The sequence below is a fragment of the Bradyrhizobium sp. IC4059 genome (genome assembly GCF_020193615.1).
In the GTDB taxonomy this organism is placed as follows: Bacteria; Pseudomonadota; Alphaproteobacteria; order Rhizobiales; family Xanthobacteraceae; genus Bradyrhizobium; species Bradyrhizobium yuanmingense.
On sequence record NZ_JADYVH010000002.1, the window covers coordinates 395211 to 419424 of the forward strand.

24 protein-coding genes are annotated in these 24214 nt (G+C 64.8%); 16 read left to right on the forward strand and 8 right to left on the reverse strand.

Features of this window, described 5'->3' with window-relative positions; translation table 11 throughout:
- Positions 1-648, reverse strand: coding sequence for a hypothetical protein (locus I6F12_RS07770; protein ID WP_167361655.1), 648 nt, complete (start codon positions 646-648; stop codon positions 1-3).
- A gap of 340 nt (positions 649-988) precedes the next feature.
- Here I6F12_RS07770 and I6F12_RS07775 point away from each other — a divergent pair, with 340 nt between their 5' ends.
- From I6F12_RS07775 to I6F12_RS07805, 7 genes are all read left to right on the forward strand, one after another.
- Positions 989-1744 carry an ABC transporter ATP-binding protein gene (locus tag I6F12_RS07775; protein WP_018317619.1) on the forward strand — a complete coding sequence of 252 codons (756 nt, stop codon included), beginning with the start codon at positions 989-991 and terminating at the stop codon, positions 1742-1744.
- Positions 1737-2483, forward strand: a complete 747-nt coding sequence (locus tag I6F12_RS07780) for an ABC transporter ATP-binding protein (RefSeq protein WP_036022650.1) — start codon at positions 1737-1739, stop codon at positions 2481-2483. The genes I6F12_RS07775 and I6F12_RS07780 overlap by 8 nt, the downstream gene beginning before the upstream one ends.
- Positions 2484-2539: 56 nt before the next feature.
- Entirely contained in the window at positions 2540-3760 is a 1221-nt protein-coding gene (locus I6F12_RS07785) for an ABC transporter substrate-binding protein (RefSeq protein WP_036000846.1), read from the forward strand.
- 76 nt (positions 3761-3836) lie between these two features.
- Complete coding sequence (locus I6F12_RS07790; RefSeq protein WP_036000843.1) at positions 3837-4700, forward strand: branched-chain amino acid ABC transporter permease; 864 nt, start codon at positions 3837-3839, stop codon at positions 4698-4700.
- Between the two features lies 1 nt (position 4701).
- The gene (locus I6F12_RS07795; RefSeq protein ID WP_036022655.1) at positions 4702-5670 is read left to right on the forward strand and encodes a branched-chain amino acid ABC transporter permease; all 969 of its coding nucleotides are present in this window, start codon (positions 4702-4704) and stop codon (positions 5668-5670) included.
- Positions 5671-5826: 156 nt separating this feature from the next.
- A complete protein-coding gene (locus I6F12_RS07800) occupies positions 5827-6471 on the forward strand; it encodes a DUF47 domain-containing protein (RefSeq protein WP_036000836.1) in 645 nt (214 codons plus the stop codon).
- Between the two features lie 94 nt (positions 6472-6565).
- Positions 6566-7570, forward strand: a complete 1005-nt coding sequence (locus tag I6F12_RS07805) for an inorganic phosphate transporter (RefSeq protein WP_036022657.1) — start codon at positions 6566-6568, stop codon at positions 7568-7570.
- Here the strand turns inward: I6F12_RS07805 and sugE are convergent.
- Positions 7563-7877: a quaternary ammonium compound efflux SMR transporter SugE gene (gene sugE / locus I6F12_RS07810; RefSeq protein ID WP_036022660.1), complete on the reverse strand. Its 315-nt coding sequence runs from the start codon at positions 7875-7877 to the stop codon at positions 7563-7565. The two genes, I6F12_RS07805 and sugE, sit on opposite strands and share 8 nt — an antisense overlap.
- Positions 7878-8035: 158 nt before the next feature.
- On the opposite strand from sugE, the gene I6F12_RS07815 reads away from it, so the two are divergent.
- The 9 genes from I6F12_RS07815 (at position 8036) to I6F12_RS07855 (ending at position 17816) form a co-directional block, all read left to right on the forward strand.
- On the forward strand, positions 8036-9658 hold the full coding sequence (locus I6F12_RS07815) for a peptide chain release factor 3 (protein ID WP_036034125.1): 1623 nt from the start codon (positions 8036-8038) through the stop codon (positions 9656-9658).
- 57 nt (positions 9659-9715) lie between these two features.
- Positions 9716-10693 (forward strand): ABC transporter substrate-binding protein, encoded by a 978-nt coding sequence (locus I6F12_RS07820; RefSeq protein WP_225155909.1) that lies wholly within the window; start codon positions 9716-9718, stop codon positions 10691-10693.
- A 76-nt stretch (positions 10694-10769) separates the two neighbouring features.
- Positions 10770-11348: a hypothetical protein gene (locus I6F12_RS07825; protein WP_225156135.1), complete on the forward strand. Its 579-nt coding sequence runs from the start codon at positions 10770-10772 to the stop codon at positions 11346-11348.
- Between the two features lie 70 nt (positions 11349-11418).
- Positions 11419-12003 (forward strand): NnrU family protein, encoded by a 585-nt coding sequence (locus I6F12_RS07830; protein ID WP_057028945.1) that lies wholly within the window; start codon positions 11419-11421, stop codon positions 12001-12003.
- Positions 12004-12075: 72 nt separating this feature from the next.
- The gene (locus I6F12_RS07835) at positions 12076-13668 is read left to right on the forward strand and encodes a class I adenylate-forming enzyme family protein (RefSeq protein WP_225155910.1); all 1593 of its coding nucleotides are present in this window, start codon (positions 12076-12078) and stop codon (positions 13666-13668) included.
- A 165-nt stretch (positions 13669-13833) separates the two neighbouring features.
- Complete coding sequence (locus I6F12_RS07840) at positions 13834-14487, forward strand: tetratricopeptide repeat protein (RefSeq protein WP_036022675.1); 654 nt, start codon at positions 13834-13836, stop codon at positions 14485-14487.
- 31 nt (positions 14488-14518) lie between these two features.
- Positions 14519-15055 carry a hypothetical protein gene (locus I6F12_RS07845; protein WP_057028947.1) on the forward strand — a complete coding sequence of 179 codons (537 nt, stop codon included), beginning with the start codon at positions 14519-14521 and terminating at the stop codon, positions 15053-15055.
- Between the two features lie 125 nt (positions 15056-15180).
- A complete protein-coding gene (gene der, locus I6F12_RS07850; protein WP_225149493.1) occupies positions 15181-16563 on the forward strand; it encodes a ribosome biogenesis GTPase Der in 1383 nt (460 codons plus the stop codon).
- Positions 16560-17816 carry a TCR/Tet family MFS transporter gene (locus tag I6F12_RS07855; RefSeq protein WP_225155911.1) on the forward strand — a complete coding sequence of 419 codons (1257 nt, stop codon included), beginning with the start codon at positions 16560-16562 and terminating at the stop codon, positions 17814-17816. Before der ends, I6F12_RS07855 begins: the two co-directional genes overlap by 4 nt.
- A gap of 133 nt (positions 17817-17949) precedes the next feature.
- Here I6F12_RS07855 and I6F12_RS07860 read toward each other — a convergent pair whose 3' ends face one another.
- From I6F12_RS07860 to radA, 6 genes are all read right to left on the reverse strand, one after another.
- Positions 17950-19167 (reverse strand): ABC transporter substrate-binding protein, encoded by a 1218-nt coding sequence (locus I6F12_RS07860; protein WP_050991666.1) that lies wholly within the window; start codon positions 19165-19167, stop codon positions 17950-17952.
- Positions 19168-19448: 281 nt separating this feature from the next.
- Positions 19449-20189, reverse strand: a complete 741-nt coding sequence (locus I6F12_RS07865; RefSeq protein WP_225155912.1) for an SDR family NAD(P)-dependent oxidoreductase — start codon at positions 20187-20189, stop codon at positions 19449-19451.
- A gap of 66 nt (positions 20190-20255) precedes the next feature.
- Positions 20256-20399, reverse strand: a complete 144-nt coding sequence (locus I6F12_RS07870) for a hypothetical protein (protein WP_225155913.1) — start codon at positions 20397-20399, stop codon at positions 20256-20258.
- Positions 20400-20414: 15 nt separating this feature from the next.
- Positions 20415-21938, reverse strand: a complete 1524-nt coding sequence (gene purF / locus I6F12_RS07875; RefSeq protein ID WP_225155914.1) for an amidophosphoribosyltransferase — start codon at positions 21936-21938, stop codon at positions 20415-20417.
- Positions 21939-21967: 29 nt separating this feature from the next.
- Positions 21968-22597, reverse strand: coding sequence for a CvpA family protein (locus I6F12_RS07880; protein WP_036000794.1), 630 nt, complete (start codon positions 22595-22597; stop codon positions 21968-21970).
- A gap of 167 nt (positions 22598-22764) precedes the next feature.
- Positions 22765-24210 (reverse strand): DNA repair protein RadA, encoded by a 1446-nt coding sequence (gene radA / locus I6F12_RS07885; protein WP_225155915.1) that lies wholly within the window; start codon positions 24208-24210, stop codon positions 22765-22767.
- Positions 24211-24214 lie beyond the last annotated feature (4 nt).

A 24214-nucleotide genomic window follows, 5' to 3' on the forward strand; every position in this document is an offset into this window, starting at 1 on the left:
CTAGTTCAGCTCAATGATCTCGTTGGAGATGGCGCGGCCCGGCTGGTCCGAGAACTCGACCGGATCGGCGGGTGCGATGCGGCCGGGGGCGCGATGAAACAGCTCGCGATCGATCACGGCCCGCAGCTTCGGGCGCGGCAGCGCGTCATTTCCGCGCATCAGATTCTTGATCTCGAAGCCGCCGTCCTCGCAGAAGGTCTTTACTGACGCGATGACGTGGCTGACCCTGCCGTCGGTCAGGAACGGCAGCAGCAGCCGCTCATACGCGACGATTCGGCCATAGGCGTCGTCGACGTCGGCAACGCTGTAGATCGGAAGGCCGCGCGCGACGCATTCATGATAGATCGGCATCACGTATGGTGCGAGCCGCGGCCCGACGTAATCATCGAGCGAAACGCCCTTGCCGGTATGCCCATAGGCGCGCGAGATGCGCGTGCCTTCGCTCTGGATGACCAGACGCGGCGTCGGCGTCGAAAGCTCCACCGTATAATAGATGAGATCCGACAGCTCCTCCTCGAGCCGCGCGGGCTGATACTCCCAGATCGCGGGAGCGATCTGCTGGCGCGCATAAAGTCGCAGCCACGTGTTGAGGAGATCACGCTGGCGGATCGACTTGACGACGGAGGGAGCGGCGCTTGCAAAATCCAAGACAATATTCTCCGCGCGTGAAAACCCTGGGATGATCGGGCTTGCGGGAAAATTTTCGATGAAGGCTGGCGCGGGAGACGAAAGACCGTTAACGACGGCTTGATGGCCGGTGCCTTGCGAACCGGAAAGGCCGGGCAGGCACGACATCGACCTCTGCGACTAAGGGAGCATTTGTACCCCGGCCGGAGGCCTGACCTGCTCAGCTTTCCGCCTTGCCTAACCCCCGTCACCTCCGGCATATTCCGCGCCCGGAGGCGGCGCCCCGGTGGGCTGCAAGTCCTCCGGACAGCCGAAGCAACAAGGACAGCCACGCGCCGCGCGCGGGCAGGGGGAAAACTGTTTGGCCGATGAGTTCATTCTCGAAACGGAAGGCTTGACCAAGGAGTTCGCGGGCTTCTTCGCCGTCCGCGACGTTGCGCTCAAGGTTCGCCGTGGGAGCATTCATGCGTTGATCGGCCCGAACGGGGCCGGCAAGACGACCTGCTTCAATCTTCTGACCAAGTTCCTCAAGCCGTCGGCCGGGAAAATCCTGTACAAAGGGCAGGACATCACCGCGATGGCGCCGGCGGATGTGGCCCGCATGGGGCTGGTCCGTTCGTTCCAGATTTCGGCGGTGTTTCCCCATCTCACCGCGCTCGAGAACGTCCGTGTCGCGCTGCAGCGCCAGCATGGCTCTTCGTTCGATTTCTGGCGCTCCAAGTCGGTGCTCAACCGCTTCAACGACCGCGCGCGCGAGCTGTTGAACGATGTCGGCCTCAACGAGTTTGCCAACACGCCGGCGGTCGAGATGCCCTATGGGCGCAAGCGTGCACTTGAGATTGCGACCACGCTGGCGCTCGACCCGGAGATGATGCTGCTCGACGAGCCAATGGCCGGCATGGGCCACGAGGACATCGACAAGATCGCGGCGCTGATCAAGCGCATCTCCGCGAAATACACCATCCTGATGGTCGAGCATAACTTAAGCGTCGTGGCCAACCTCTCCGATATCATCACCGTGCTGACGCGCGGGCAGGTGCTCGCGCAAGGCCACTACTCCGAGCTCACCAAGGACGAGCGCGTCAAGGAAGCTTACCTGGGAGCCGGTCATGCCTGATACAGCGATCGCCGAGGCTCCGGCCAGGGCTGCGACCGGCGGGAACATCCTGCAAGTCCGCAACTTGGAAGCCTGGTACGGCGAGTCTCACATCCTGCACGGGATCAACTTCGACGTGAACGCGGGCGAGGTCGTCACCCTGCTCGGGCGCAACGGCGCCGGCAAGACGACGACGCTGAAGTCGATCATGGGCATCATCGGCAAGCGCACCGGCTCGGTGAAGTTCAACAACCAGGAGATCATCCGCGCGACCTCCGACAAGATCGCGCGCATGGGCGTCGCCTTCTGTCCGGAAGAGCGGGGCATATTCTCCAGCCTCGACGTCCGCGAGAATTTGATGCTGCCGCCGGTTGTCCGCGAAGGCGGTTTGCCGCTCGACCAGATCTTCGAGCTATTCCCGAACCTGAAGGAGCGGCTGAACAGCCAGGGCACCAAGCTGTCGGGCGGCGAGCAGCAGATGCTGGCGATCGCGCGCATCCTACGCACCGGCGCGAGCTTTCTGATGCTGGACGAGCCGACCGAGGGTCTTGCACCCGTCATCATCCAGCAGATCGGCCATACCATTGCGCGGCTCAAGAAGGAGGGCTTCACGATCCTCCTGGTCGAGCAGAACTTCCGCTTCGCTTCTACCGTCGCCGACCGCTATTACGTAGTCGAGCACGGCAAGATCATTGACGGGTTTTCCAATTCGGAGCTTGCCGCCAACATGGACAAGCTCCACACCTATCTCGGTGTGTAGCCGAGCAGGCCGGACGATCGAGAGTAACTATCAAAGGAATATTGGGAGGTCGGATTATGAAGCACAGCATTTCGGCAATGTTGCTCGGGACGGCCCTGGCGCTCGGCGCGGCAGGCGGCGCGGTCGCGCAGGACAAGAACATCAAAATCGGCGTGCTGACCGACAATTCAGGACTTTATGCCGATCTCGGTGGCGCCGGCTCGACCGTCGCCGCACAGATGGCGATCGAGGATTCCGGGCTCGCTGCCAAGGGCTGGAAGCTCGACCTGATCTCCGCCGACCATCAGAACAAGCCCGACATCGGCTCCACAATTGCTCGGCAATGGATCGACGTCGAGAAGGTCGACATCTTCATGGATGTCCTGAACTCCGGCGTTGCGCTGGCGGTGAACAATATCGTCAAAGAGAAGAATTCCATCCTGATCAACACAGGTGCGGCGACGTCGGATCTCACCAACGCGCAATGCTCGCCGAATACGGTCCACTGGGTCTATGATACCTATATGCTGGCCAACAGTACCGGGCAGGCGCTGGTGAAGGCGGGCGGCGACACCTGGTATTTCCTCACCGCGGACTACGCCTTTGGCCATGCCCTCGAGCGCGACACCGCCGCGGTGGTGGTGAAGTCGGGCGGCAAGGTGATCGGCAACGTCAAGCATCCCCTGAATACCGCTGACTTCTCGTCCTTCCTGCTTCAGGCGCAGGCCTCCAAAGCCAAGATCATCGGCATGGCGAATGCCGGCGGCGACACCACCAACACCATCAAGCAGGCGTCCGAGTTCGGCATCGTCTCGGGCGGCCAGAAGCTTGCGGGTCTGCTGCTCTTCATCACCGACGTGCACTCGCTCGGTCTGAAGGTGGCGCAGGGCTTGAACTTCACCGAGACCTTCTATTGGGACATGAACGACGGCACGCGCGCCTTCTCCAAACGCTTTTCCGAGCGCATGAAGAACAAGGCGATGCCCTCGATGGTGCAGGCCGGCGTCTATTCGGGCCTGCTGCACTATTTCAAGGCGCTGGAGGCGATGGGCGGCAATCCGCATGACGGGGCCAAGGTGGTCGCCAAGATGAAGGAGATGCCGACCGACGATGCGTTGTTCGGCAAGGGAACGATCCGTGCGGACGGTCGCAAGCTGCATCCGGCCTATCTGTTCGAGGTCAAGAAGCCCGAGGAATCCAAGGGCCCCTGGGACTATTACAAGCTGATCGGCACGACCCCCGGCGACCTGGCCTTCCGGCCGCTTTCGGAAAGCGCCTGTCCGCTGGTGAAGAAGTAACGGTGAACGATGCGGGCCGGCGCCGCAGCGGTGCCGGCCTGTTGTTGAGGAATAGAAGGGACCGGGTGCGGGATCGATGCAGGCTCTCTACGCTCAGCTACTGGTGGGACTGATCAACGGCTCGTTCTACGCGCTGCTCAGTCTCGGGCTTGCCGTCATCTTCGGCATGCTCAACATCATCAATTTCGCCCATGGCGCGCTCTACATGATGGGCGCCTTCGTCGCCTATTTCCTGTTGAACCTCGGCGGCATCAACTATTGGTGGGCGCTGCTGCTGGCGCCGATCATCGTCGGCATCTTCGGCATGATCCTGGAACGGACCATGCTGCAATGGCTGACCGGGCTCGATCATCTCTACGGTCTGCTCCTGACCTTCGGCATCGCGCTGATCGTGCAGGGCGTGTTCCAGAACTATTTCGGCTCCTCGGGCCTGCCTTACGCCATCCCCGACCAGCTCAGGGGCGGCATGAATCTCGGCTTCATGTTCCTGCCGATCTACCGCGGCTGGGTCGTCGTGTTCTCACTGGCGGTGTGCCTTGCGACCTGGTTCCTGATCGAGAAGACGCAGCTCGGCGCCTACCTGCGCGCCGCGACCGAAAATCCGACCTTGGTGCGTGCCTTCGGCATCAACGTGCCGCGCATGATCACGCTCACTTACGGTCTCGGCGTCGGCCTTGCCGCGCTCGCCGGCGTGCTCTCGGCGCCGATCAACCAGGTGCGGCCGCTGATGGGTGCCGACCTCATCATCGTCGTGTTCGCGGTGGTGGTGATCGGCGGCATGGGCTCGATCATGGGCTCCATCATCACCGGCTTTGCGCTCGGCGTGATCGAAGGCCTGACCAAGTATTTCTACCCCGAGGCCTCCAACACCGTCGTGTTCGTGCTGATGGTGCTGGTGCTGCTGGTGAAGCCGACGGGATTGACGGGAAGGGCGGCCTGAGATGACAACCCTGACGGACGACACGCTTCCTGTGACCCCGCGCGCAATGCGCGACGAGATGATTGTATTCGCAGTGATGGCGCTGCTGCTCGCAGCGGTGCCGTTCACGGGCGTCTATCCGTTCTTCGTGATGCAGGCGCTGTGCTTTGCGCTGCTCGCCTGCGCCTTCAATCTGCTGGTCGGCTATGGCGGCTTGCTGTCGTTCGGCCACGCGATGTTCTTAGGCACGGCCGGCTATTGCAGCGCGCATGCGCTGAAGGTCTGGGCGCTGCCGCCCGAGCTCGGCATTCTCGTCGGCGTCGCCGCGGCGTTCGTGCTCTCGATCGTCACCGGCTACATCTCGATCCGACGCCAGGGCATCTATTTCTCGATGATTACGCTGGCGCTGTCGCAGCTCCTGTACTTCATCTATCTCCAGGCCCCGTTCACCCATGGTGAGGACGGCATCCAGGGCATCCCACAGGGACGCATGTTCGGCGTGCTCGATCTGTCCAAGCCGACGGTGCTGTACTATGTCGTGCTGGTCGGCTTCCTCGCCGGCTTCCTCCTGATCTTCCGCATCATCAACTCGCCGTTCGGCGAGGTGCTGAAGTCGATCCGCGAGAACGAGCAGCGCGCGATCTCGCTCGGCTACCGCACCGACCAATACAAGTTCCTGGCCTTCGTGCTGTCGGGGACGCTCGCCGGCCTTGCCGGTGCGCTGAAGGTGTTCGTGGCGCAGAACGCTTCGCTCACCGACGTGCACTGGACGATGTCGGGCGAGGTCGTGCTGATGACGCTGGTCGGCGGGCTCGGCACCGTTTTCGGTCCCGTGGTCGGCGCCTTCGTGATCATCGCCATGCAGCAATATCTGGCCGGCTTCGGCCAGTGGGTGACGGTGATCCAGGGCGCGATCTTCGTGGTCTGCGTGCTCACCTTCCGCCGCGGCGTCGTCGGCGAAATCGCGCATTACTTCCGGCGATCGCTCTAAATAACTGATATTGCATCAGTTTCATAGATGCATGAAAGCGGTGGATGACCCGGCTCCGCGGGCGTGAGGCGACACGCGCGCGGATCGAAAATGGTCTATGACAGTTTTATGACAGCCCTCACGGGCCTGACCATTTCCAACCGGTAGCCTACCCCCATGATGCGATGGTTTCGTGCGTTCCTGCCCAGGGAAGAGCGGTTCTTCGACCTGTTCGACCGCCATGCCCAGACCGTGATCCAGGGCGCGGTCGCGCTCCAGGGCATGCTCAACGGGGGCGAGGAGACGCCGGTCTATTGCCAGCGCGTCAACCAGTTCGAGAACGACGCCGACAATATCACCCGCGAGGTGCTGACGGCGGTGCGCCGCACCTTCATCACCCCGTTCGACCGCGGCGACATCAAGAACCTAATCACGTCGCTGGACGATGCCATCGACCAGATGCAGCAGACGGCCAAGGCCGTGATGCTGTTCGAGGTGCGCAGCTTCGAGCCGCCGATGCGCGAGATCGGCGGACTCTTGATCGAATGCGCCAATCTGGTCGGCCGTGCGCTGCCGCTGATGCAGGAGATCGGCAAGAACGTCGCCATGCTGACCGCGATCACCGAGGAGCTCGGCAAGCTTGAGGGCCGTGTCGACGATCTCCACGACATCGGCCTGAAGGAGCTGTTCCTCAAGCATCGCGACGGCAATGCGATGGATTTCATCGTCGGGGTCGAGATCTACGACCATCTCGAGAAGGTGGCCGACCGTTTCGATGACGTTGCGAACGAAATCAACAGCATCGTCATTGAGCAAGTTTAGAGCATGATCCGGAAAAGTGTGCAGCGGTTTTCCTTCGCGACGAACGCGGAACGCGTTTGCGCGGAGATCATGCGCAAAGCGTAGGGGCCTCGCCGTGGATGCTGCGTTGGCTTTTCCCGTCCTGGTCGGCTTGATCGCCGTCGCTCTGCTGTTCGACTTCCTGAACGGCCTGCACGACGCCGCCAATTCGATCGCGACCATCGTCTCGACCCGCGTGCTGCGGCCGCAATTCGCGGTGTTCTGGGCCGCCTTCTTCAATTTCATCGCCTTCCTGGTGTTCGGGCTGCACGTCGCCCAGACCATCGGCACCGGCATCATCGATCCCGCGGTCGTCGACGCCCAGGTGATCTTCGCAGCCCTCGTCGGCGCCATCGTCTGGAACCTCGTGACCTGGGCGCTCGGCATTCCATCGTCGTCGTCGCACGCGCTGATCGGCGGGCTCGTCGGCGGCGGCTTGGCCAAGGCCGGTATTTCGGCCGCGGTGTGGAGCGGCCTGTCCAAGACCGTGCTGGCGATCGTGCTGTCGCCGCTGGTTGGCTTCCTGCTCGCAATGGCGCTGGTTGCGATCGTGTCCTGGGCCTCGGTGCGCTCGACGCCGTTCGCGGTCGACCGCGCCTTCCGCATCCTGCAATTCGTCTCCGCTTCGCTCTATTCGCTCGGCCATGGCGGCAACGACGCGCAGAAGACCATGGGCATCATCGCGGTGTTGCTCTATTCGCAGGGCCATCTCGGCAGCGAGTTCTCGGTGCCGTTCTGGGTGGTGCTGTCGTGCCAGGCGGCGATGGCGCTGGGCACGCTGATGGGCGGCTGGCGCATCGTCCGCACCATGGGCCTGCGCATCACGAAATTGACCCCGATGCAGGGCTTTTGCGCCGAGACCGGGGGCGCGGTGACTCTGTTCATGGCGACCTACCTCGGGGTTCCTGTCTCGACCACCCACACCATCACCGGCGCCATCGTCGGCGTCGGCGCCGCCCGCCGCGTCTCGGCCGTGCGTTGGAACGTCGCAAGCTCCATCGTCTATGCCTGGGTGATCACGATCCCGGCCTCAGGCATCGTGGCCGCGCTGACCTGGTGGGTGGTCCAGCTCGTCAAGTGACGAGCTTCAGTCCGATGATGCCGGCGACGATCAGGCCGATGCTGGCGAGGCGGAAGGCCGTCGCCGGCTCGCCGAACAGAACCATGCCGAGCGTCGCGGTGCCGACCGCGCCGATGCCGGTCCAGACCGCATAGGCGGTTCCGACGGGCAGGGATTTGAGCGCAAATCCGAGCAGGATGACGCTGCCGGCCATGGCCGCGAGCGTGACCGCGGACGGGACAAGCTTGCTAAAGCCCTCGGTGTATTTCAGGCCGATGGCCCAGGTGATCTCGAGGAGACCGGCGACGAACAGGATGCTCCAGGCCATGACGACCCTCCATTCAAGGCAGGGTCGTCCCCGCGGCTGGTGTGCTGATGGGCAGGGAGGTCGTCCTCCCAAAAGGGGGATATGGGGCTGGCCGGAAACCTTCGCAATCACCAAATGAGGCTTGATCAGGCCCGTTTTCCCTGCCACACGCTCCCGCCATGTCCGACATCGCCGCCACCACAGCCGAATCGCCGGCCCGTTCCCCGCTTGCCGCCGAGGTGGCGAGGCGGCGGACCTTTGCGATCATCTCCCATCCCGACGCCGGCAAGACCACGCTGACCGAAAAGCTGCTGCTGTTCGGCGGCGCTATCAACCTCGCCGGCCAGGTCAAGGCCAAAGGCGAGCGGCGCAACACGCGTTCGGACTGGATGAAGATCGAGCGCGAACGCGGCATCTCGGTGGTGACCTCGGTGATGACCTTCGAGTTCGAAGGCCTCGTCTTCAACCTGCTGGACACGCCGGGCCACGAGGACTTTTCGGAAGATACCTATCGCACGCTGACGGCGGTCGATTCCGCCGTGATGGTGATCGACGCGGCCAAGGGTATCGAGGCGCGCACCCGAAAGCTGTTCGAGGTGTGCCGTCTGCGCGACATCCCGATCATCACCTTCATCAACAAGATGGACCGCGAGAGTCGCGACGTGTTCGAGCTGCTCGACGAGATCGAGAAGACGCTGGCGCTCGACACCACGCCGATGACCTGGCCGGTCGGCCGCGGCCGCGACTTCCTCGGCACCTATGACGTCGTCAATGGCGGCGTGCGCCTGCTCGAAGGCGGCGGCGCCAAGACCGGCGCGGCGCTCGAGATCGAGATCGAAGAGCTCGCCAAGCTCAACGCCAATCTCGACGTCTCCGCCGTGAAGGACGAGCTCGAGCTCGTCACCGAGGCGTCGAAGCCGTTCGAGCTGGACGCGTTCCGCGAAGGCCACCTGACGCCGGTCTATTTCGGCAGCGCGCTGCGTAATTTCGGCGTCGGCGACCTCCTGGAGGGCCTCGGCAAGTTCGCGCCCGAGCCGCGCGCACAGGACAGCGACCAGCGCAAGGTCGAGGCCACCGATCCGCGCATGAGCGCCTTCGTGTTCAAGATCCAGGCCAACATGGATCCCAACCACCGCGACCGCATCGCGTTTGCGCGCCTGTGTTCGGGCAAGCTCAGCCGCGGCATGAAGGCCAAGCTCGTGCGCACCGGCAAGAGCATGCCGCTGTCGAGCCCGCAATTCTTCTTCGCGCAGGACCGCTCGGTCGCGGACGAAGCCTTCGCCGGCGACGTCGTCGGCATTCCCAACCACGGCACGCTGCGCATCGGCGATACGCTGACCGAGGGCGAGGATTTCAACTTCGTCGGCGTGCCGAGCTTCGCGCCGGAAATCGTCCGCCGTGTCCGTCTCACCGACGCGATGAAGGCGAAGAAGCTGAAGGAAGCGCTGCAGCAGATGTCGGAAGAGGGCGTGGTGCAGGTGTTCCGCCCCCGCGACGGCGCCCCGGCGCTGGTCGGGGTGGTCGGCGCGCTGCAGCTCGATGTGCTCAAGGCCCGGCTCGAGGCGGAATATTCGCTGCCGGTCGAATTCGAGGTCAGCGAGTTCCAGCTGGCGCGCTGGGTCTCCTCGGAGGACCGCAAGAAGCTCGACAGCTTCATCGCCGCCAATAATTCGAGCATTGCCGACGACGTCGACGGCGATCCTGTCTATCTCGCCCGCAACGAGTTCTACCTCGGCTACACCAAGGAGCGTGCCGAGGGCATCGAGTTCAGCAACGTCAAGGACGTCAAGAAAAAGGGGTAATGTTTCCCAGACGTTCTCCGTGATGCAGGACGGCAACGCATAGCGAGGTCGACGGTCATGAGGCGGCGCGAATTCATCATGCTCGCTGCAGGCGCGGCGGCCTTTCCGCTGAGCACATCCGCGCAGGGGAATGTGCGGCGGATCGGTGTGTTGGCGGGAGGCAGGGCGAGCGATCCGGAGAGCCAGGCCGGCTACCAGAAACTGAGACAGCGTCTGGGTGAACTCGGTTGGGAACAGGAGCGCAACATCCATATCGAGTATCGCTGGTGGGCCGGCGATCCGAATGTTGCCGATGCCCAGGCGGCGGAGCTCGTGAAGTGGGGGCCGGAGGTGCTTCTGGCAATCGGCACTCCCTCTGTGGAAGCCCTGAGGCGACGCGCGCCGACCTTGCCGATCATCTTCACGGTCGTTGCCGATCCCGTGGGTGCCGGTTTCGTCCAAAGCCTGGGCAAGCCGGGCGGAAATATCACGGGCTTCACGACTTTCGAGCCTGAAATGGCCGGCAAGTGGCTGCAATTGCTCAAGCAGGCGGCCCCGGCGATACGACGGGTTGCCGCAATCTTCAATCCGCGCACGGCGCCCATGATCTTGATGCCGTCCGTGCAAGCGGCCATTCCGGCAGTCCAGCTCCAGCTCGTTCCGGCGCCGGCGCACAACGCCGCCGAGCTCGAACAGGCGATCTCCCGCTTTGCAGAGCAGCCAGACGGCGGGCTGCTGATCTTTCCCGACGCATTTCCACTCGTTCATCGGCAATTGATTCTGAACTTGGCGGCCGCGCATCGTCTGCCGGCGATGTATCCGTTCCCGTCCTTCGTCACGGACGGCGGGCTGATGTCTTACGGAGTCTCGATTACGCAGCTCGTCGGTCGCTCGGCGGATTATGTCGACCGCGTCTTGAGAGGAACCCGTCCCGCAGACTTGCCAGTCCAACAACCGAATGAATTCCAGTTCCTGCTCAATCTCAAGACAGCCAATGCGTTGGGGCTGAATTTACCGCCCACGCTGGTGGCGCAAGCGGATCAGATTGTCGAGTGAAGCGAACCATCGCGGCCAGCCTTGAAGCTTTTATAGCCGTCGCCACCTGTTGCAAATGCCATTGCGGTCCCGGTACATGTGGCGCTGCATTCTTGTTCTTGCCTTGCTGGCAATGACCTCGATCGCCGCCGACGCGCAGCGACGCCAGATCAATCCGCTTCCGTTCGCGCACGAGCCTTGCAGCGTGCTCGACGGCGAGCCCTGCACGCCATCCTATTGCAGCCCGCTCGAGCCCGGCCCCTGTATTCCCGAGATCGACTACCCTTACGGCCAGAACCTCCAGCTCACGATCGAGAGCGTGCCTGCCGAGGCCGACCGCGCCAAATACCGGAAGCCCGATCACGATCTCGACACGATCGGCGATCTCTTCGCCGCGCTGCGCAGCTGCTGGTCGCCGCCATCGGACCATGCGCGCGCAGGCATGCAGATGTCGGTGCGCTTCAGCTTCAACAAGACCGGCGGCCTGATCGGCCCGCCGCGCCTCACATACGCGACTGCGGGCGTGCCGGCGGACACCCGGACGACCTATCTGAACGCCATCAATGCATCGCTGAAGGCCTGTCTGCCGCTGAAATTGACCAGCGGGCTCGGCGGGGCGTTGGCCGGGCGGCCCATCGCGATCCGTTATGTCGACAATCGGGAGCTCGGCAAATAGCGCGCGAGTTGCGAGCATCGGCCGATCGATGATACCTCAGTGGCGGGGGCTGCTTTGCGGGGAGGATGTCGTGGGCCTGCTGGTCATGATCCTGGGGCTGGTGCTGTTTTTTGCATCCCATATTTTCACAACCAGACGGAAGGCCCGCGCGCAGGCGATCGCGAGGCTGGGCGAGGGGACTTACAAGCTCCTCTATTCGGCGGTCTCACTCGCGGGGCTGGCGCTGATCATCTGGGGCTATGCCCACTACCGCAGCTCCGGCTGGATCGACGTCTGGTATCCGCCGAAGGCGATGAAGCACATCGCGTTGGCCTTGATGCTGCCTGCAGTCATCCTCGTGGTGGCGTCCTACATGCGTGGCCGCATCTATGCGACGTTGAAGCATCCGATGCTGGCTGGCATCAAGCTGTGGGCCGCGGCGCATCTGCTCGCCAATGGCGATCTCGGCTCCATAATCCTGTTCGGCTCGTTCCTCGCCTGGGCGGTCTATGACCGCATCTCGCTGAAAGCTCGCACCGACGCCGGTGCCCCGCCGATTCCGGTCGGCGGCCCGACCAACGATCTGATCGCGGTCGCGGTCGGCGTGGTCGCCTATCTGGCCCTGGCCTTCGCGTTCCATCCGGTGGTGATCGGTGTGCCCGTGATCGGGGTCTAGCCGATCGGCGCAAGACGGGGCTCGCCTGACCGTGCGGGGAAGATAACGAGAGCAACAAGCCGAGGGCATCCCATGGACTGGTCGCAATCTCAGATCCCGCCGATGCGGCTCGAGTCGCGTTTTGGCGAGCGGGTGGTGCCGGCATTTTGCGATCGGCCATCGAGCCTCTGGGCGATGATCGCGGAGGCGCGCGGACGCAATGCCGATGGCGAAGCCTTGATCTGCGGCAATGTCCGTCTGAGCTGGCGGCAGGCAGCGGAGCAGGCCGCGCGGATCGCTGCGGGATTGCGTAAGCTCGGATTGCAGCGTGGCGATCGCCTCGCCATCCTGCTCGGCAACCGCATCGAGTTTCCGCTGCTGCTGTTTGCCGCGGCACATGAGGGGCTGGCGACCGTGCTGCTCAGCACGCGTCAGCAGAAGCCGGAGATCGCCTATGTGCTCGCCGATTGCGGCGCGAAGATCCTGATCCACGAGGCCTCGCTCGCCGAGCGACTGCCCGACGCAAAGGACGTGCCCGATGTGATCCATCGCATTGCCATCGATGACGATGCCGCGCGGTCGAGCTTCTCTTCGCTCGCCGAAAACGCTCCGGCATCGGCACCGATCGAGGTGAGCGAAGAGGACACCGCGATGATCCTCTACACCTCAGGCACCACGGGCAAGCCGAAGGGCGCGATGCTGGCCCATTGCAACATCGTCCATTCCTCCATGGTGTTCGTATCCTGCCTGCAATTGACGGGAGCCGATCGCTCGATCGCAGCGGTGCCGCTCGGCCATGTCACCGGCGTCGTCGCCAACATCACGACCATGATCCGCTGCGGCGGCACGCTGATCATCATGCCCGAGTTCAAGGCCGCCGATTACCTCAAGCTCGCCTCGCGCGAGCGCGTCACCTACACGGTGATGGTGCCGGCGATGTACAATCTCTGCCTGCTCCAGCCCGACTTCGACGGCTATGATCTCTCGAGCTGGCGGATCGGTGGCTTCGGCGGCGCGCCGATGCCGGTCGCCACCATCGAGAAGCTCAAGGCGAAGATTCCCGGCCTGAAGCTGATGAACTGCTACGGCGCGACCGAGACGACCTCGCCCTCGACCATCATGCCGGGCGAGCTGACCGAGCGCCACATCGACAGCGTCGGTCTGCCGTGTCCCGGCGCGCGCATCGCTGTGATGGGCCCGGACGGGCGCGAGCTGCCTCCCGGCGAGATCGGCGAGCTCTGGATCCAGAGCGCCTCCGTGATCAAGGGCTACTGGAATAACCCGAAGGCCACCGCCGAAAGCTTTACGGGCGGATTCTGGCATTCCGGCGATCTCGGCTCGGTCGATGCGGAAGGCTTCGTTCGCGTGTTCGACCGGCAGAAGGACATGATCAATCGCGGCGGCCTGAAGATCTATTCGGCCGAGGTCGAATCCGTGTTGGCCGGCCATCCCGCCGTGGTCGAGAGCGCGATCATTGCCAGGCCTTGCCCGGTGCTGGGCGAGCGCGTCCACGCCGTGGTGGTGACGCGACAGCCGGTAACCGATACGGACCTGCGCGCCTGGTGCGCCGAGCGCCTGTCCGACTACAAGGTTCCCGAAACCATGGCGATCACGGCAGACCCGCTGCCGCGCAACGCCAACGGCAAGGTGCTGAAGCGCCAGCTGCGGGAGCTGCTGGGAGCTTGAGCCGGGCAGGGGCATTCGGGATGTCCCGGGTGGTTAACGCCTTGATCGGGCTCGCTTTGCCTTGCCACCGCCATATCGTTAGGCTACCTCGCCGCCACACGGGGACGGGATTCCTGACGCGAACGCTTTGGCGCGCGCACCCGGACGGGCATGGGATTGGCATAAGTGTCTGAATTATTTGACGAAGTCAACGAGGAAGTACGTCGCGAACAGTTCAAGAAGCTGTGGGACAAGTATTCGATCTACTTCATCGCGCTGATGGTGCTGATCGTCGCCGGCGCCGGTGGCTGGCAGGGGTATAGGTACCTGGAGGCCCAGAAGGCCGCCGCGGCCGGCGCCGCTTTCGAGAAGGCCGCCGAGCTGTCTGAGCAGGGCAAGCACGAGGACGCCGAGAAGGCCTTCACCGAGCTCGCCGCCAAGGCGCCGTCCGGCTATCGCACCCTGGCGCGGCTACGTGCTGCGGCGGAGGCCGCGAGCCGCGATCCCAAGGCGGCCGCGAAGATGTATGACGACATCGCCGCCGACCGCAGCATTGGCGGCGAGTGGCAGGATCTGGCCAAGATCCGCGCCGCGGGGCTCCTGCTCGACAGCGCCGGCTATGCCGACATCCAGCAGCGGCTGGAAGCTTCCGCCGCGCCGAAATCGACCTTCCGCCACACCGCCCGCGAGATGCTGGCGCTGTCGGCCTGGCGTAACAACGACATGACTGCAGCCCGCAAATGGCTCGAGGCGATTGACGGAGACGGCGAAACGCCGCCCGGCCTGCGCTCTCGCGCCGAGGCGCTCCAGGCTTTGTTGCCACCCGTCGCCAAAAGCTGACGACGGTTCTCTGACGTAACGAGACACCAAGATGCGCCGCACGCCACGCTTGATCGCAGCCGCCGTCCTGATCGCCTTCACCGGCGCCCTGGGCGGCTGCTCCAGCTTCGATCCGAGCGATCTGCTCGACTTCCTCGACACCAAGAAGAAGCTGCCGGGCGACCGCAAGCCGGTCTTCCCCGAGGGGGTGCCGGGGCTCGAGCAGGGCGTGCCAAGGGATCTCTACAAAGGCGCACAGCAGCAGCAGCCCGACCCGAACGCACCTGCCGTCGCGGCCCTGCCTGCGGAGCCGGAGCCGGCCAAGCCGGCAAAGGGGGCCAAGGCAAAGAATACCAAGCAGTCCGCCGCGCCGGCCGAAGCGCCCGTCGGCGAGGTCGACGGCGAGGCCCAGCCGGAGGCAGCACCAGCGACGTCCGCTCCGCCGCCCAAGCACAAGATCGTCCGCAGGCGCACCACCGCGCCGCCGCCGGATCAGCCGGCCCAGCAGGCGCAGCCGACCAAGCCCCCGCAGCAGCAATCGCAGAGCGCCTTCCCGGCACCGCTGCCGAGCGGCAGCTTCTCGCGCTAGAGCATGATCCGGACCCGGAGGGCCGCGTTAGCGCAAAGTGTGAAGCGGTTTTCCGAAAAGATCATGCTCAAACAATATTTCCCGTTGCATTGACAGGCGCAGCCTCGGCAGCGCACGAATGACCGATGTCCTTCACGATCGCCATCATCGGCCGGCCCAATGTCGGCAAGTCGACGCTGTTCAACCGCCTGGTTGGGCAGAAGCTCGCGCTGGTCGATGACCTGCCGGGCGTCACCCGCGACCGCCGCGAAGGCGAGGCCAGGCTCGGTGATCTCCGCTTCACCATCATCGATACCGCCGGCCTCGACGAGGGCGCCAAGGGCTCGCTGACCGCGCGCATGCAGGAGCAGACCGAGACCGCGATCGCGCAGGCCGACGCGCTGTTCTTCGTGGTCGACGCCCGCATCGGCCTGACGCCAACCGATCGCGCCTTCGCCGATTTCGCCCGCAAGGCCGACAAGCCGGTGCTGCTGGTCGCCAACAAGAGCGAGGGCAAGCACGGCGATGCCGGCGCAATGGAAGCATTCGCGCTCGGCCTCGGCGATCCCATCCAGATCTCGGCCGAGCACGGCGAGGGCATGGGCGAGCTCTACGATGCGCTGGCCAAGCTGATGCCCGAACCCGTCGAGGAAGACGACGATGAGGACGACGCGCCGATCTCCGAGGAAGAGGCGGCCACGCGCCCGATTCGGGTCGCGATCGTCGGCCGGCCCAATGCCGGCAAGTCGACGCTGATCAACCATCTGCTCGGCGAGGAGCGGCTGCTGACCAGCCCCGAGGCCGGCACCACGCGCGATTCCATCGCGGTCGAGATCAACTGGAAGGGCCGCGATTTCCGCGTCTTCGACACCGCGGGCCTGCGCCGGCGCTCGCGCATCGAGGAGAAGCTGGAAAAGCTCTCGGTTGCGGATGCACTGCGCGCGGTGCGCTTTGCCGAAGTGGTCGTGCTGATGATGGATTCGCAGAACCGCTTCGAGGAGCAGGACCTGCGCATCGCCGACCTGATCGAGCGCGAGGGACGGGCGGTCGTGCTCGCCGTCAACAAATGGGATCTGATGGAGACCAAGGGCGGCGGCGCGATCTCCGGCCTGCGCCGCGATGCCGATCATTGGCTGCCGCAGCTCAAGGGCGTGCCCATCGTCGCCGTCTCGGGCTTGATGGGCGAGGGCATCGATCGCCTGATGCAGGCGATCCAGGACGCCTATGCGATCTGGAACAGGCGCGTGCCGACCTCGGCGCTCAATCGCTGGTTCGAGCAGGCGATCCAGGCCAACCCGCCGCCGGCGGTCTCCGGCCGCAGGCTGAAGCTGAACTACATCACGCAGACCAAGGCCCGGCCGCCGAGCTTCGTGCTGTTCTGCTCGCGCGCGGACGCCGTGCCGCAATCCTACTTGCGCTATCTCACCAATTCCATGCGCGAGACCTTCGAGCTGCCGGGCACGCCGGTGCGCATCACGCTGCGCGAGAAGGCCAATCCCTTCGCGCACAAGCGCAAGCGGCCATCGTGAGCGACGGTGCCGGCGAGGCGGTGGTGCAGGACGCAGCGCCGGCCCCGCGCGGCGCGGTCGCCTTCATCTTCGTCACCATCCTGCTCGACATGGTCGCGCTCGGCGTGATCATGCCGGTCCTGCCGAAGCTGATCGAAAGCTTCGTCGACAACGACACCGCACATGCCGCGCGCATCTTCGGCCTGTTCGGCACCGCCTGGGCCTTGATGCAGTTCGTGTTCTCGCCGGTGCTTGGTGCGCTGTCCGATCGTTTCGGACGCCGGCCGGTGGTGCTGCTGTCGAATTTCGGGCTCGCGGCCGATTACGTCTTGATGGCGCTGGCGCCGTCGCTTGCGTGGCTGTTCATCGGCCGCGTGATCTCCGGCATCACCTCGGCGAGCATCTCGACCGCCTTCGCCTATATCGCCGACATCACGCCGCCGGAACGCCGTGCGGCGGTCTTCGGCCGGATCGGTGCGGCCTTCAGCGCCGGCTTCATCTTGGGGCCAGCGCTCGGCGGCCTGCTCGGCGACATCGATCCGCGGCTGCCGTTTTGGGCCGCGGCGGCCCTGAGCTTCGCCAACGCGCTCTATGGCCTGTTCGTGCTGCCGGAGTCGCTGGCGCCCGACAAGCGCGCGCCGCTGCGCTGGCGCAGCGCCAGTCCTCTCGGGGCGCTGCATCTGCTGCGCTCCGACGCGCTGCTTGCCGCGTTGTCGATCGTCAACTTCATCGCGCAGGTCGCCCATGTCGTGCTGCCCTCGACCTTCGTGCTCTACGCGACCTATCGCTACGGCTGGGATGCCAAGACGGTGGGCTTGACGCTCGCCATGGTCGGCATCTGCGCCATGGTGGTGCAGGGCTTTGCGATCGGCCCCATCGTGCATGCGCTCGGCGAGCGCAACGCGCTCCTGCTCGGCCTCTGCTGTGGCGCGATCGGATTCGTGGTCCTCGGCGCTGCGCCGACCGGACCGCTATCCTGGCTCGGGATTCCCATTCTGGCGCTGTGGGGCATCTCTGGTGCCGCCTCGCAAGCGCTGATGACGCGGCTCGTCGCGCCGGATCAGCAGGGCCAGCTGCAGGGCGCAACCGCGAGCGTGCAGAGCGTGTCGCAGCTCGTCGGCCCGTTCCTGTTCACGCTGACATTTTCCTATTTCATCGGCGCCAGCGCGCCGCTGCATCTGCCCGGCGCACCGTTCCTGCTCGCCGCGGTGCTGATGGTGGTGTGCGTGGCGATCGCGGTGCGGTCGCTGGGTGCGACCAGGACAGTCTCGTAGGGTGGGTTAGCCTCGCGGTTCGCGCGAAGCGCAAACCGCGAGGCGTAACCCACCTCTTTCATTTCCGCGGAGGCGGAAGAGGTGGGTTACGCCAGCGGACTGCGCTTTGCGCAGCCGCATGCTCCCTACGATCCTACTTCTTCACCAGCGGGCAGTCGCTGTCCTTGAGCGGCTTGGCCGCATCTTCCGGCGCGATGGTGGCGACCAGCTTGTAATAGTCCCACGGCCCCTTCGACTCCTCGGGCTTCTTCACCTCGAACAGATAGGCGGGGATGAGGCGGCGTCCGTCCTGGCGCAGCGGGCCCTTGCCGAACAGCGGATCGTCGGTCGGCAGCTCCTTCATCTTGGCGACGACCTTGGCGCCGTCACGCGGATTGCTGCCGAGCGCTTCCATCGCCTTGAGGTAATGCAGGATCTCGGCGTAGAGGCCCGCAACCGTCATCGAGGGCATCGAGCCCTTGGGCGAGACCTTCTGGAAACGCTTCGACCATTCGCGGGTCTGGTCGTTGAGGTCCCAGTAGAACGACTCGGTGAAGGTCAGGCCCTGCGCGGTCTTCAGGCCGAGCGAGTGCACGTCGTTGATGAACAGCAGCAGCGCGGCGAGCTTCTGGCCGCCCTGGACGATGCCGAACTCGGCGGCCTGCTTGATCGCGTTGGTGGTGTCGCCGCCCGCATTGGCAAGGCCGATGATCTTGGCCTTGGAGGACTGCGCTTGCAGCAGGAAGGAGGAGAAGTCGGCCGTGTTCAGCGGGTGCTTGACGCCGCCGAGCACCTTGCCGCCGGTCGCCGTGACGACCGCGCCGGTATCACGCTCCAGCGCATGGCCGAAGGCATAATCCGCGGTGAGGAAGAACCAGCTGTCGCCGCCCGCCTTGGTCAGCGCCTTGCCGGTGCCGTTGGCGAGCATGTAGGTGTCGTACGTGAAGGACACGGTGTTGGGCGTGCAGGCCTTGCCGGTGAGGTCGGCGGTGGCCGCACCCGAATTGAGCAGCACCGCATTCTTTTCCTTGACGAGGTTGCTCACCGCGAGCGCGACGCCGGAGCTCGGCGTGTCGGCGATGGCGTCGACCTTGTCGGCGTCGATCCATTGCCGGGCGATGTTGACGCCGATGTCGGGCTTGTTCTGGTGATCGCCGGAGAGCACCTCGATGGTCCAGCCCTTGGCCTTCAGGCCGGAATCCTCGACCGCCATCTTCACTGCCGCCACCGAGTTCGGGCCGCCGATGTCGGCATAGAGGCTCGACATGTCGTTGAGCACGCCGATCTTGATGGTCTTGTCTTGCGCGAAGGCGGATGTGGCAAAGCCGAAAGCGGCACAGGCCAGAAGAGCCGCGGCGCGGCGTGCGGGCATCGTCATAAAGGCTTCCTCCATTGTCAAATATGCGGACGGCTCTCTTCGGGAGCCTTGTTCCAATTGACGCTCTACAGTGTCCCATGGCCGACGGCAATGCACCTAAAGCCGGATGACGCTGCGTCGTAGCGTCATCCATCGGTTAACTTTTGGGCAAAATGCGTTGAGACGCTATTTCAGCGCGTTCGATGTCGGCTTGAAATTCTAAATGTGCTTTCCGGTATCGAACTCGGCGGTACGGACATTACCGCCGGCATGACGTCCAAGGCGTCGGAGGGCAATCAGGCCGGCGCGCGGAAGCTCATCAGGGTGCGGGTCTTGTAATCGTAGAATTTGCCGGTCTCGGTCCAGTCGGGCGCGCACAGCGGCACGATGAATTCTGCGACCTGCTCGGGCGTGTCGAGCGTCGCCGGATCCTCGCCGGGCATCAGGGTGGCCCGCATGCGGGTGCGCACCGGGCCCGGATTGAACAGGTTGACGCGCAGCTTCGTGTTTGCGGTTTCCTGCGCCCAGGCACGTGCCAGCGTCTCCAGTGCGGCCTTGGAGGCCGCGTAGGGGCTGACGTAAGCGGTGGCCTTGTTGGCGGCACCCGAGGTGATGAACACGGCGCGGCCGGCATCGGACTGCTTCAGCAGCGGTTCCATGCAGCGGATCAGCTGGAAGTTCGCGGAGACGTTCACGGCCATCACGTCGGTGAAGGTCTTCAGCTCGATGTGGCCGATCGGTGAGGACGGGCCGAGCACGCCGGCATTGCCGACCAGGATATCGAGCTTGCCGTAGCGCTCGTGCAGGCCGGCGCCAAGACGCGCGATGCCGTCGGAATCGGTGAGGTTGAGCGGCACCAGGGTGGCACTGCCACCGTCCTTGCGGATCTCGTCGTCGAGCTCTTCCAGCCCTCCTTGCGTACGTGCGGTGGCCACAATATGCACGCCGGCTTTCGCCAGTGCGATTGCCGTGGCGAAACCGATGCCGCGCGAGGCGCCGGTGACGAGAGCGATACGGTCAGCGAGGGGCTTTGTCATGGCGGGGTTTTACAGCCGTGGACGGCCGGGACAAGCCCAGCCACGACGGAATTTGGCCCTCAAGCTTTAGCTACCGCCGCCCGATTGAACATTGTCGCTGTTGGTTCCGTTTCCCGAGCCGTCGGGGGTGACCTTCATGCCTTGTCTGAAGGCGAACACAACAAAGCCGATCAACACCAGTCCGCAGACTATGGCGATGGCAACCTGCATCGTCGCGGCCTCGCGTCAGCTCGCCTCCGCCAGCAGCGACAATTGCCGCGGCTGCGGCTCGGTCTGGGTCTGGTCGGTGAGGTGGGTCGGATAGACGCCGGTGAAGCAGTGATCCGCAAACTTCGGATTGGCGGGGTCGCGGCCCGGCTCGCCCATGGCGCGGTACATGCCGTCGATCGACAGGAAGGCGAGCGAGTCGGCGCCGATGAGCTCGCGCATCTCCTCCAGCGTATGTGTCGCCGCCAGCAGGCCGCCGCGGTCGGGCAGGTCGATGCCGTAATAATCGGGATAGAGGATCGGGGGCGAAGCGAGGCGGAAGTGCACTTCCTTGGCACCGGCATCGCGCATCATGCGCACGATCTTCTTGGAGGTGGTGCCGCGCACCAGCGAGTCGTCGATCAGGATGATGCGCTTGCCTTCGATCGCGGCACGGTTGGCCGAGTGCTTCATGCGCACGCCGGATTCGCGGATCGCCTGCGTCGGCTGGATGAAGGTGCGGCCGACATAATGGTTACGGATGATGCCGAGCTCGAACGGCACGCCGGAATGCTGGCTGTAGCCGACCGCGGCCGGCACGCCGGAATCCGGCACCGGCACGACGACGTCGACAGGCACATGGCTCTCGCGCGCGAGCTGCGCGCCGAAGGCCTTGCGCACCTCGTAGACCGAACGGCCGTGCACGATGGAATCCGGCCGCGAGAAGTAGATGTATTCGAAGATGCAGGGGCGCGGCGCCATCGGCGGGAACGGCTTGTGGATGTCCTGGCCGTTCTCGTCGAACACGATGACTTCGCCGGGCTCGATATCGCGCACGAAGCGGGCGCCGATGATGTCGAGGGCGCAAGTCTCCGAGGTCAGGATCGGACAGCCGTCGAGTTCGCCGAGCACCAGCGGGCGGATGCCGCGCGGATCGCGCGCGCCGACCAGCTTCTTGTTGGTCAGCGAGACCAGCGCATAGGCGCCCTCGATCTCGCGCAGCGCGTCGATGTAGCGCTCGATGAAGCGGACGCGCTTGGAGCGCGCCACCAGGTGCAGGATCACCTCGGTGTCGGAAGTCGATTGCATCATCGCGCCGTTCTTGACGAGCTCGCGGCGCAACGTCAGGCCGTTGGAGAGGTTGCCGTTGTGAGCGACCGCGAGACCGCCGGCATTGAGCTCGGCGAACAGCGGCTGCACGTTGCGCAGGATGGTCGCGCCGGTCGTGGCGTAGCGGACATGGCCGACCGCGACATTGCCGGGCAGGCGGTCGATCACCTCGCGGCGGGAGAAGGTGTCGCCGACGAGGCCGAGGCGGCGTTCGGAGTGGAAGCGGCTGCCGTCGTAGGAGACGATGCCGGCGGCCTCCTGGCCGCGGTGCTGGAGCGCGTGAAGGCCGAGCGCGGTGATGGCGGCCGCATCAGGGTGGCCGTAGATGCCGAAGACGCCGCATTCCTCGCGCAGCGTATCGCCTTCCAGATCGTCCTGAAGCTCAAGCGCCGCCGGGCCTGGACCGGCGTTTGGATCGAGATCAAGCAGGGCGTCCTGGTCAGGGTGTCGCATCTCGTTCTCGCCTCTCTTTTGGGGCCCTATCAACGCGCCGCAGGTTTCTCGATCAGCTTTTTCATGCCGTCACGAGCCGACTTACTGTACCCGTCGCCACTGCCCGAAGGCTGCTGCTCGGATTCAGCTTGATCATCATCTGGTTTGTTTTTCTTGAATCTCTTCAAGATGGTGTTCTCGGGGTCGTCAGGCAAGAGGGCCATCAGCCAATCGCCGGTTCCCTGCAGCACGACGCGGGACTTGGCCCCGCTGACCCAGTCGGGGCGCTGCTTGTCCGGCACCAGCCAGGTGAAGAACAGGAACGCGACCACGACGATCAAAAGCCCGCGAGCCAGCCCAAACAGGAAGCCGAGGGTCCGATCCAGCGCGCCGATCCGCGAATCCAGGATCATGTCGGAGATCCGGACCGTGATGACGGAGACCACGACCAGGGTGCCGATGAACACGCCGGCCACCACGACGACGCTCGCGACCGTGTCGTTGTTGAAATAGGTCTTGGCGGTCGGCAGCAGCTTCGAGAACGAATACAGCGTCACGATCGCCGCGGCACCCCAGGCCGCGATCGACAGGATTTCGCGCATGAAGCCGCGAACCATCGCGAGCAGGCCCGAGATCAGCATCACACCGAGCAGGATCAGGTCGAGGATGGTTACTGGCATCGGCTGGTCTGGTCCGCTCGTACTTCAAAGGTGCTCTAGCGAATCGGTGCTTGGCCGCTGCCCTAAAAGAAGGGCAGAAGGCGTTCCCGGCAAGGCCGCAACCACGCAATCCCATGCTGCTTTTGTGACGGCTGTATAGCGGCGGAGGCCTCCGGCGTCACCTCCACCTAACCCTCTCCGCGGCGGAATCTGGCCGGTGTGGCATTTTTCTCTGGCTGTGCACCGGATTCGCCCCGGCGGGAGCCCCGCGCTGCGATCTCGGCCACCAATGTCGTCAGGCTGTTCACCGCGTTCAGGGACAGTCCGGCATCGCCGCCCGCATCGCCCCGTGCCGATTCGGGCAGCACGGCGCGCTGGAAGCCGAGCTTTGCCGCTTCCTTGAGCCGGGCCGGGGTCTGCGCCACCGGGCGCACCACGCCCGACAGCGAGATTTCGCCGAAATAGACGGCATCGGTGGGTAACTGCGCATTAACCAGCGACGACACCAGGGCCGCGGCAGCGGCGAGGTCGGCCGCGGGCTCGTGGATGCGAAGGCCGCCGGCAACGTTCAGATAGACGTCGTGGCCGGACAGCTTGACCCCGCAATGGGCCTCCAGCACCGCCAGCACCATTGAGAGCCGGCTCGGATCCCAGCCGACCACGGCCCGGCGCGGGGTGCCGAGCGAGGTCGGGGCCACCAGTGCCTGCAATTCGACCAGCACGGGCCTCGTGCCCTCGATGCCGGCAAAGACCGCGGTGCCGGGCGTGCCGAGGTCGCGCTCGGACAGGAACAGCTCGGAGGGGTTGGTGACCTCGCGCAGGCCGAGGCCCGTCATCTCGAACACGCCGATCTCGTCGGTCGGCCCGAAGCGGTTCTTCACCGCGCGCAGGATGCGGAATTGCTGCGAGCCTTCGCCCTCGAACGACATCACCGCATCGACCATGTGCTCGACCACGCGGGGGCCGGCGATCTGGCCGTCCTTGGTGACGTGGCCGACCAGGATGATGGCGGCCCCGGTCTTTTTGGCGAAGCGGATCAGCGCCTGCGCCGAGGCGCGCACCTGCGTCACCGTGCCAGGCGCCGATTCCACCGTGTCGGTCCACATGGTCTGGATCGAGTCGATCACGATCAGCCGGGGCACCGCGCCCTCCGACAGCGTCGAGACGATGTCCTCGACCGAGGTCTCGGCCGCGAGCTGCACCGGCGCGTCCGACAGCCCGAGGCGCTCGGCGCGCAGGCGCACCTGGGCGACCGCCTCTTCGCCGGAGATGTAGACGACGCGGTGGCCGGCGCGCGCGAGCAGGCTGGTCGCTTGCGTCAGCAGCGTCGACTTGCCGATTCCGGGATCGCCGCCGACCAGCAGCACCGAGCCGCGCACGAAGCCGCCGCCGGTGACGCGGTCGAGCTCGCTCATCCCCGAGGACAGGCGCGGCGCATCCGGGCTCTTTCCGGCGAGACTCTCCAGCGCGAAGGTTCTTCCCTTGCGCTTGGAGCGGATCGACACCGGCACGCTGCCGCTGGTGTCTTCTTCCGCCAGCGTATTCCACTCGCCGCAGGACTCGCACTTGCCCTGCCAGCGGTTATAGGCCGCGCCGCAGTTCTGGCAGACGAAGGACAGTGTGGATTTGGCCATGGGG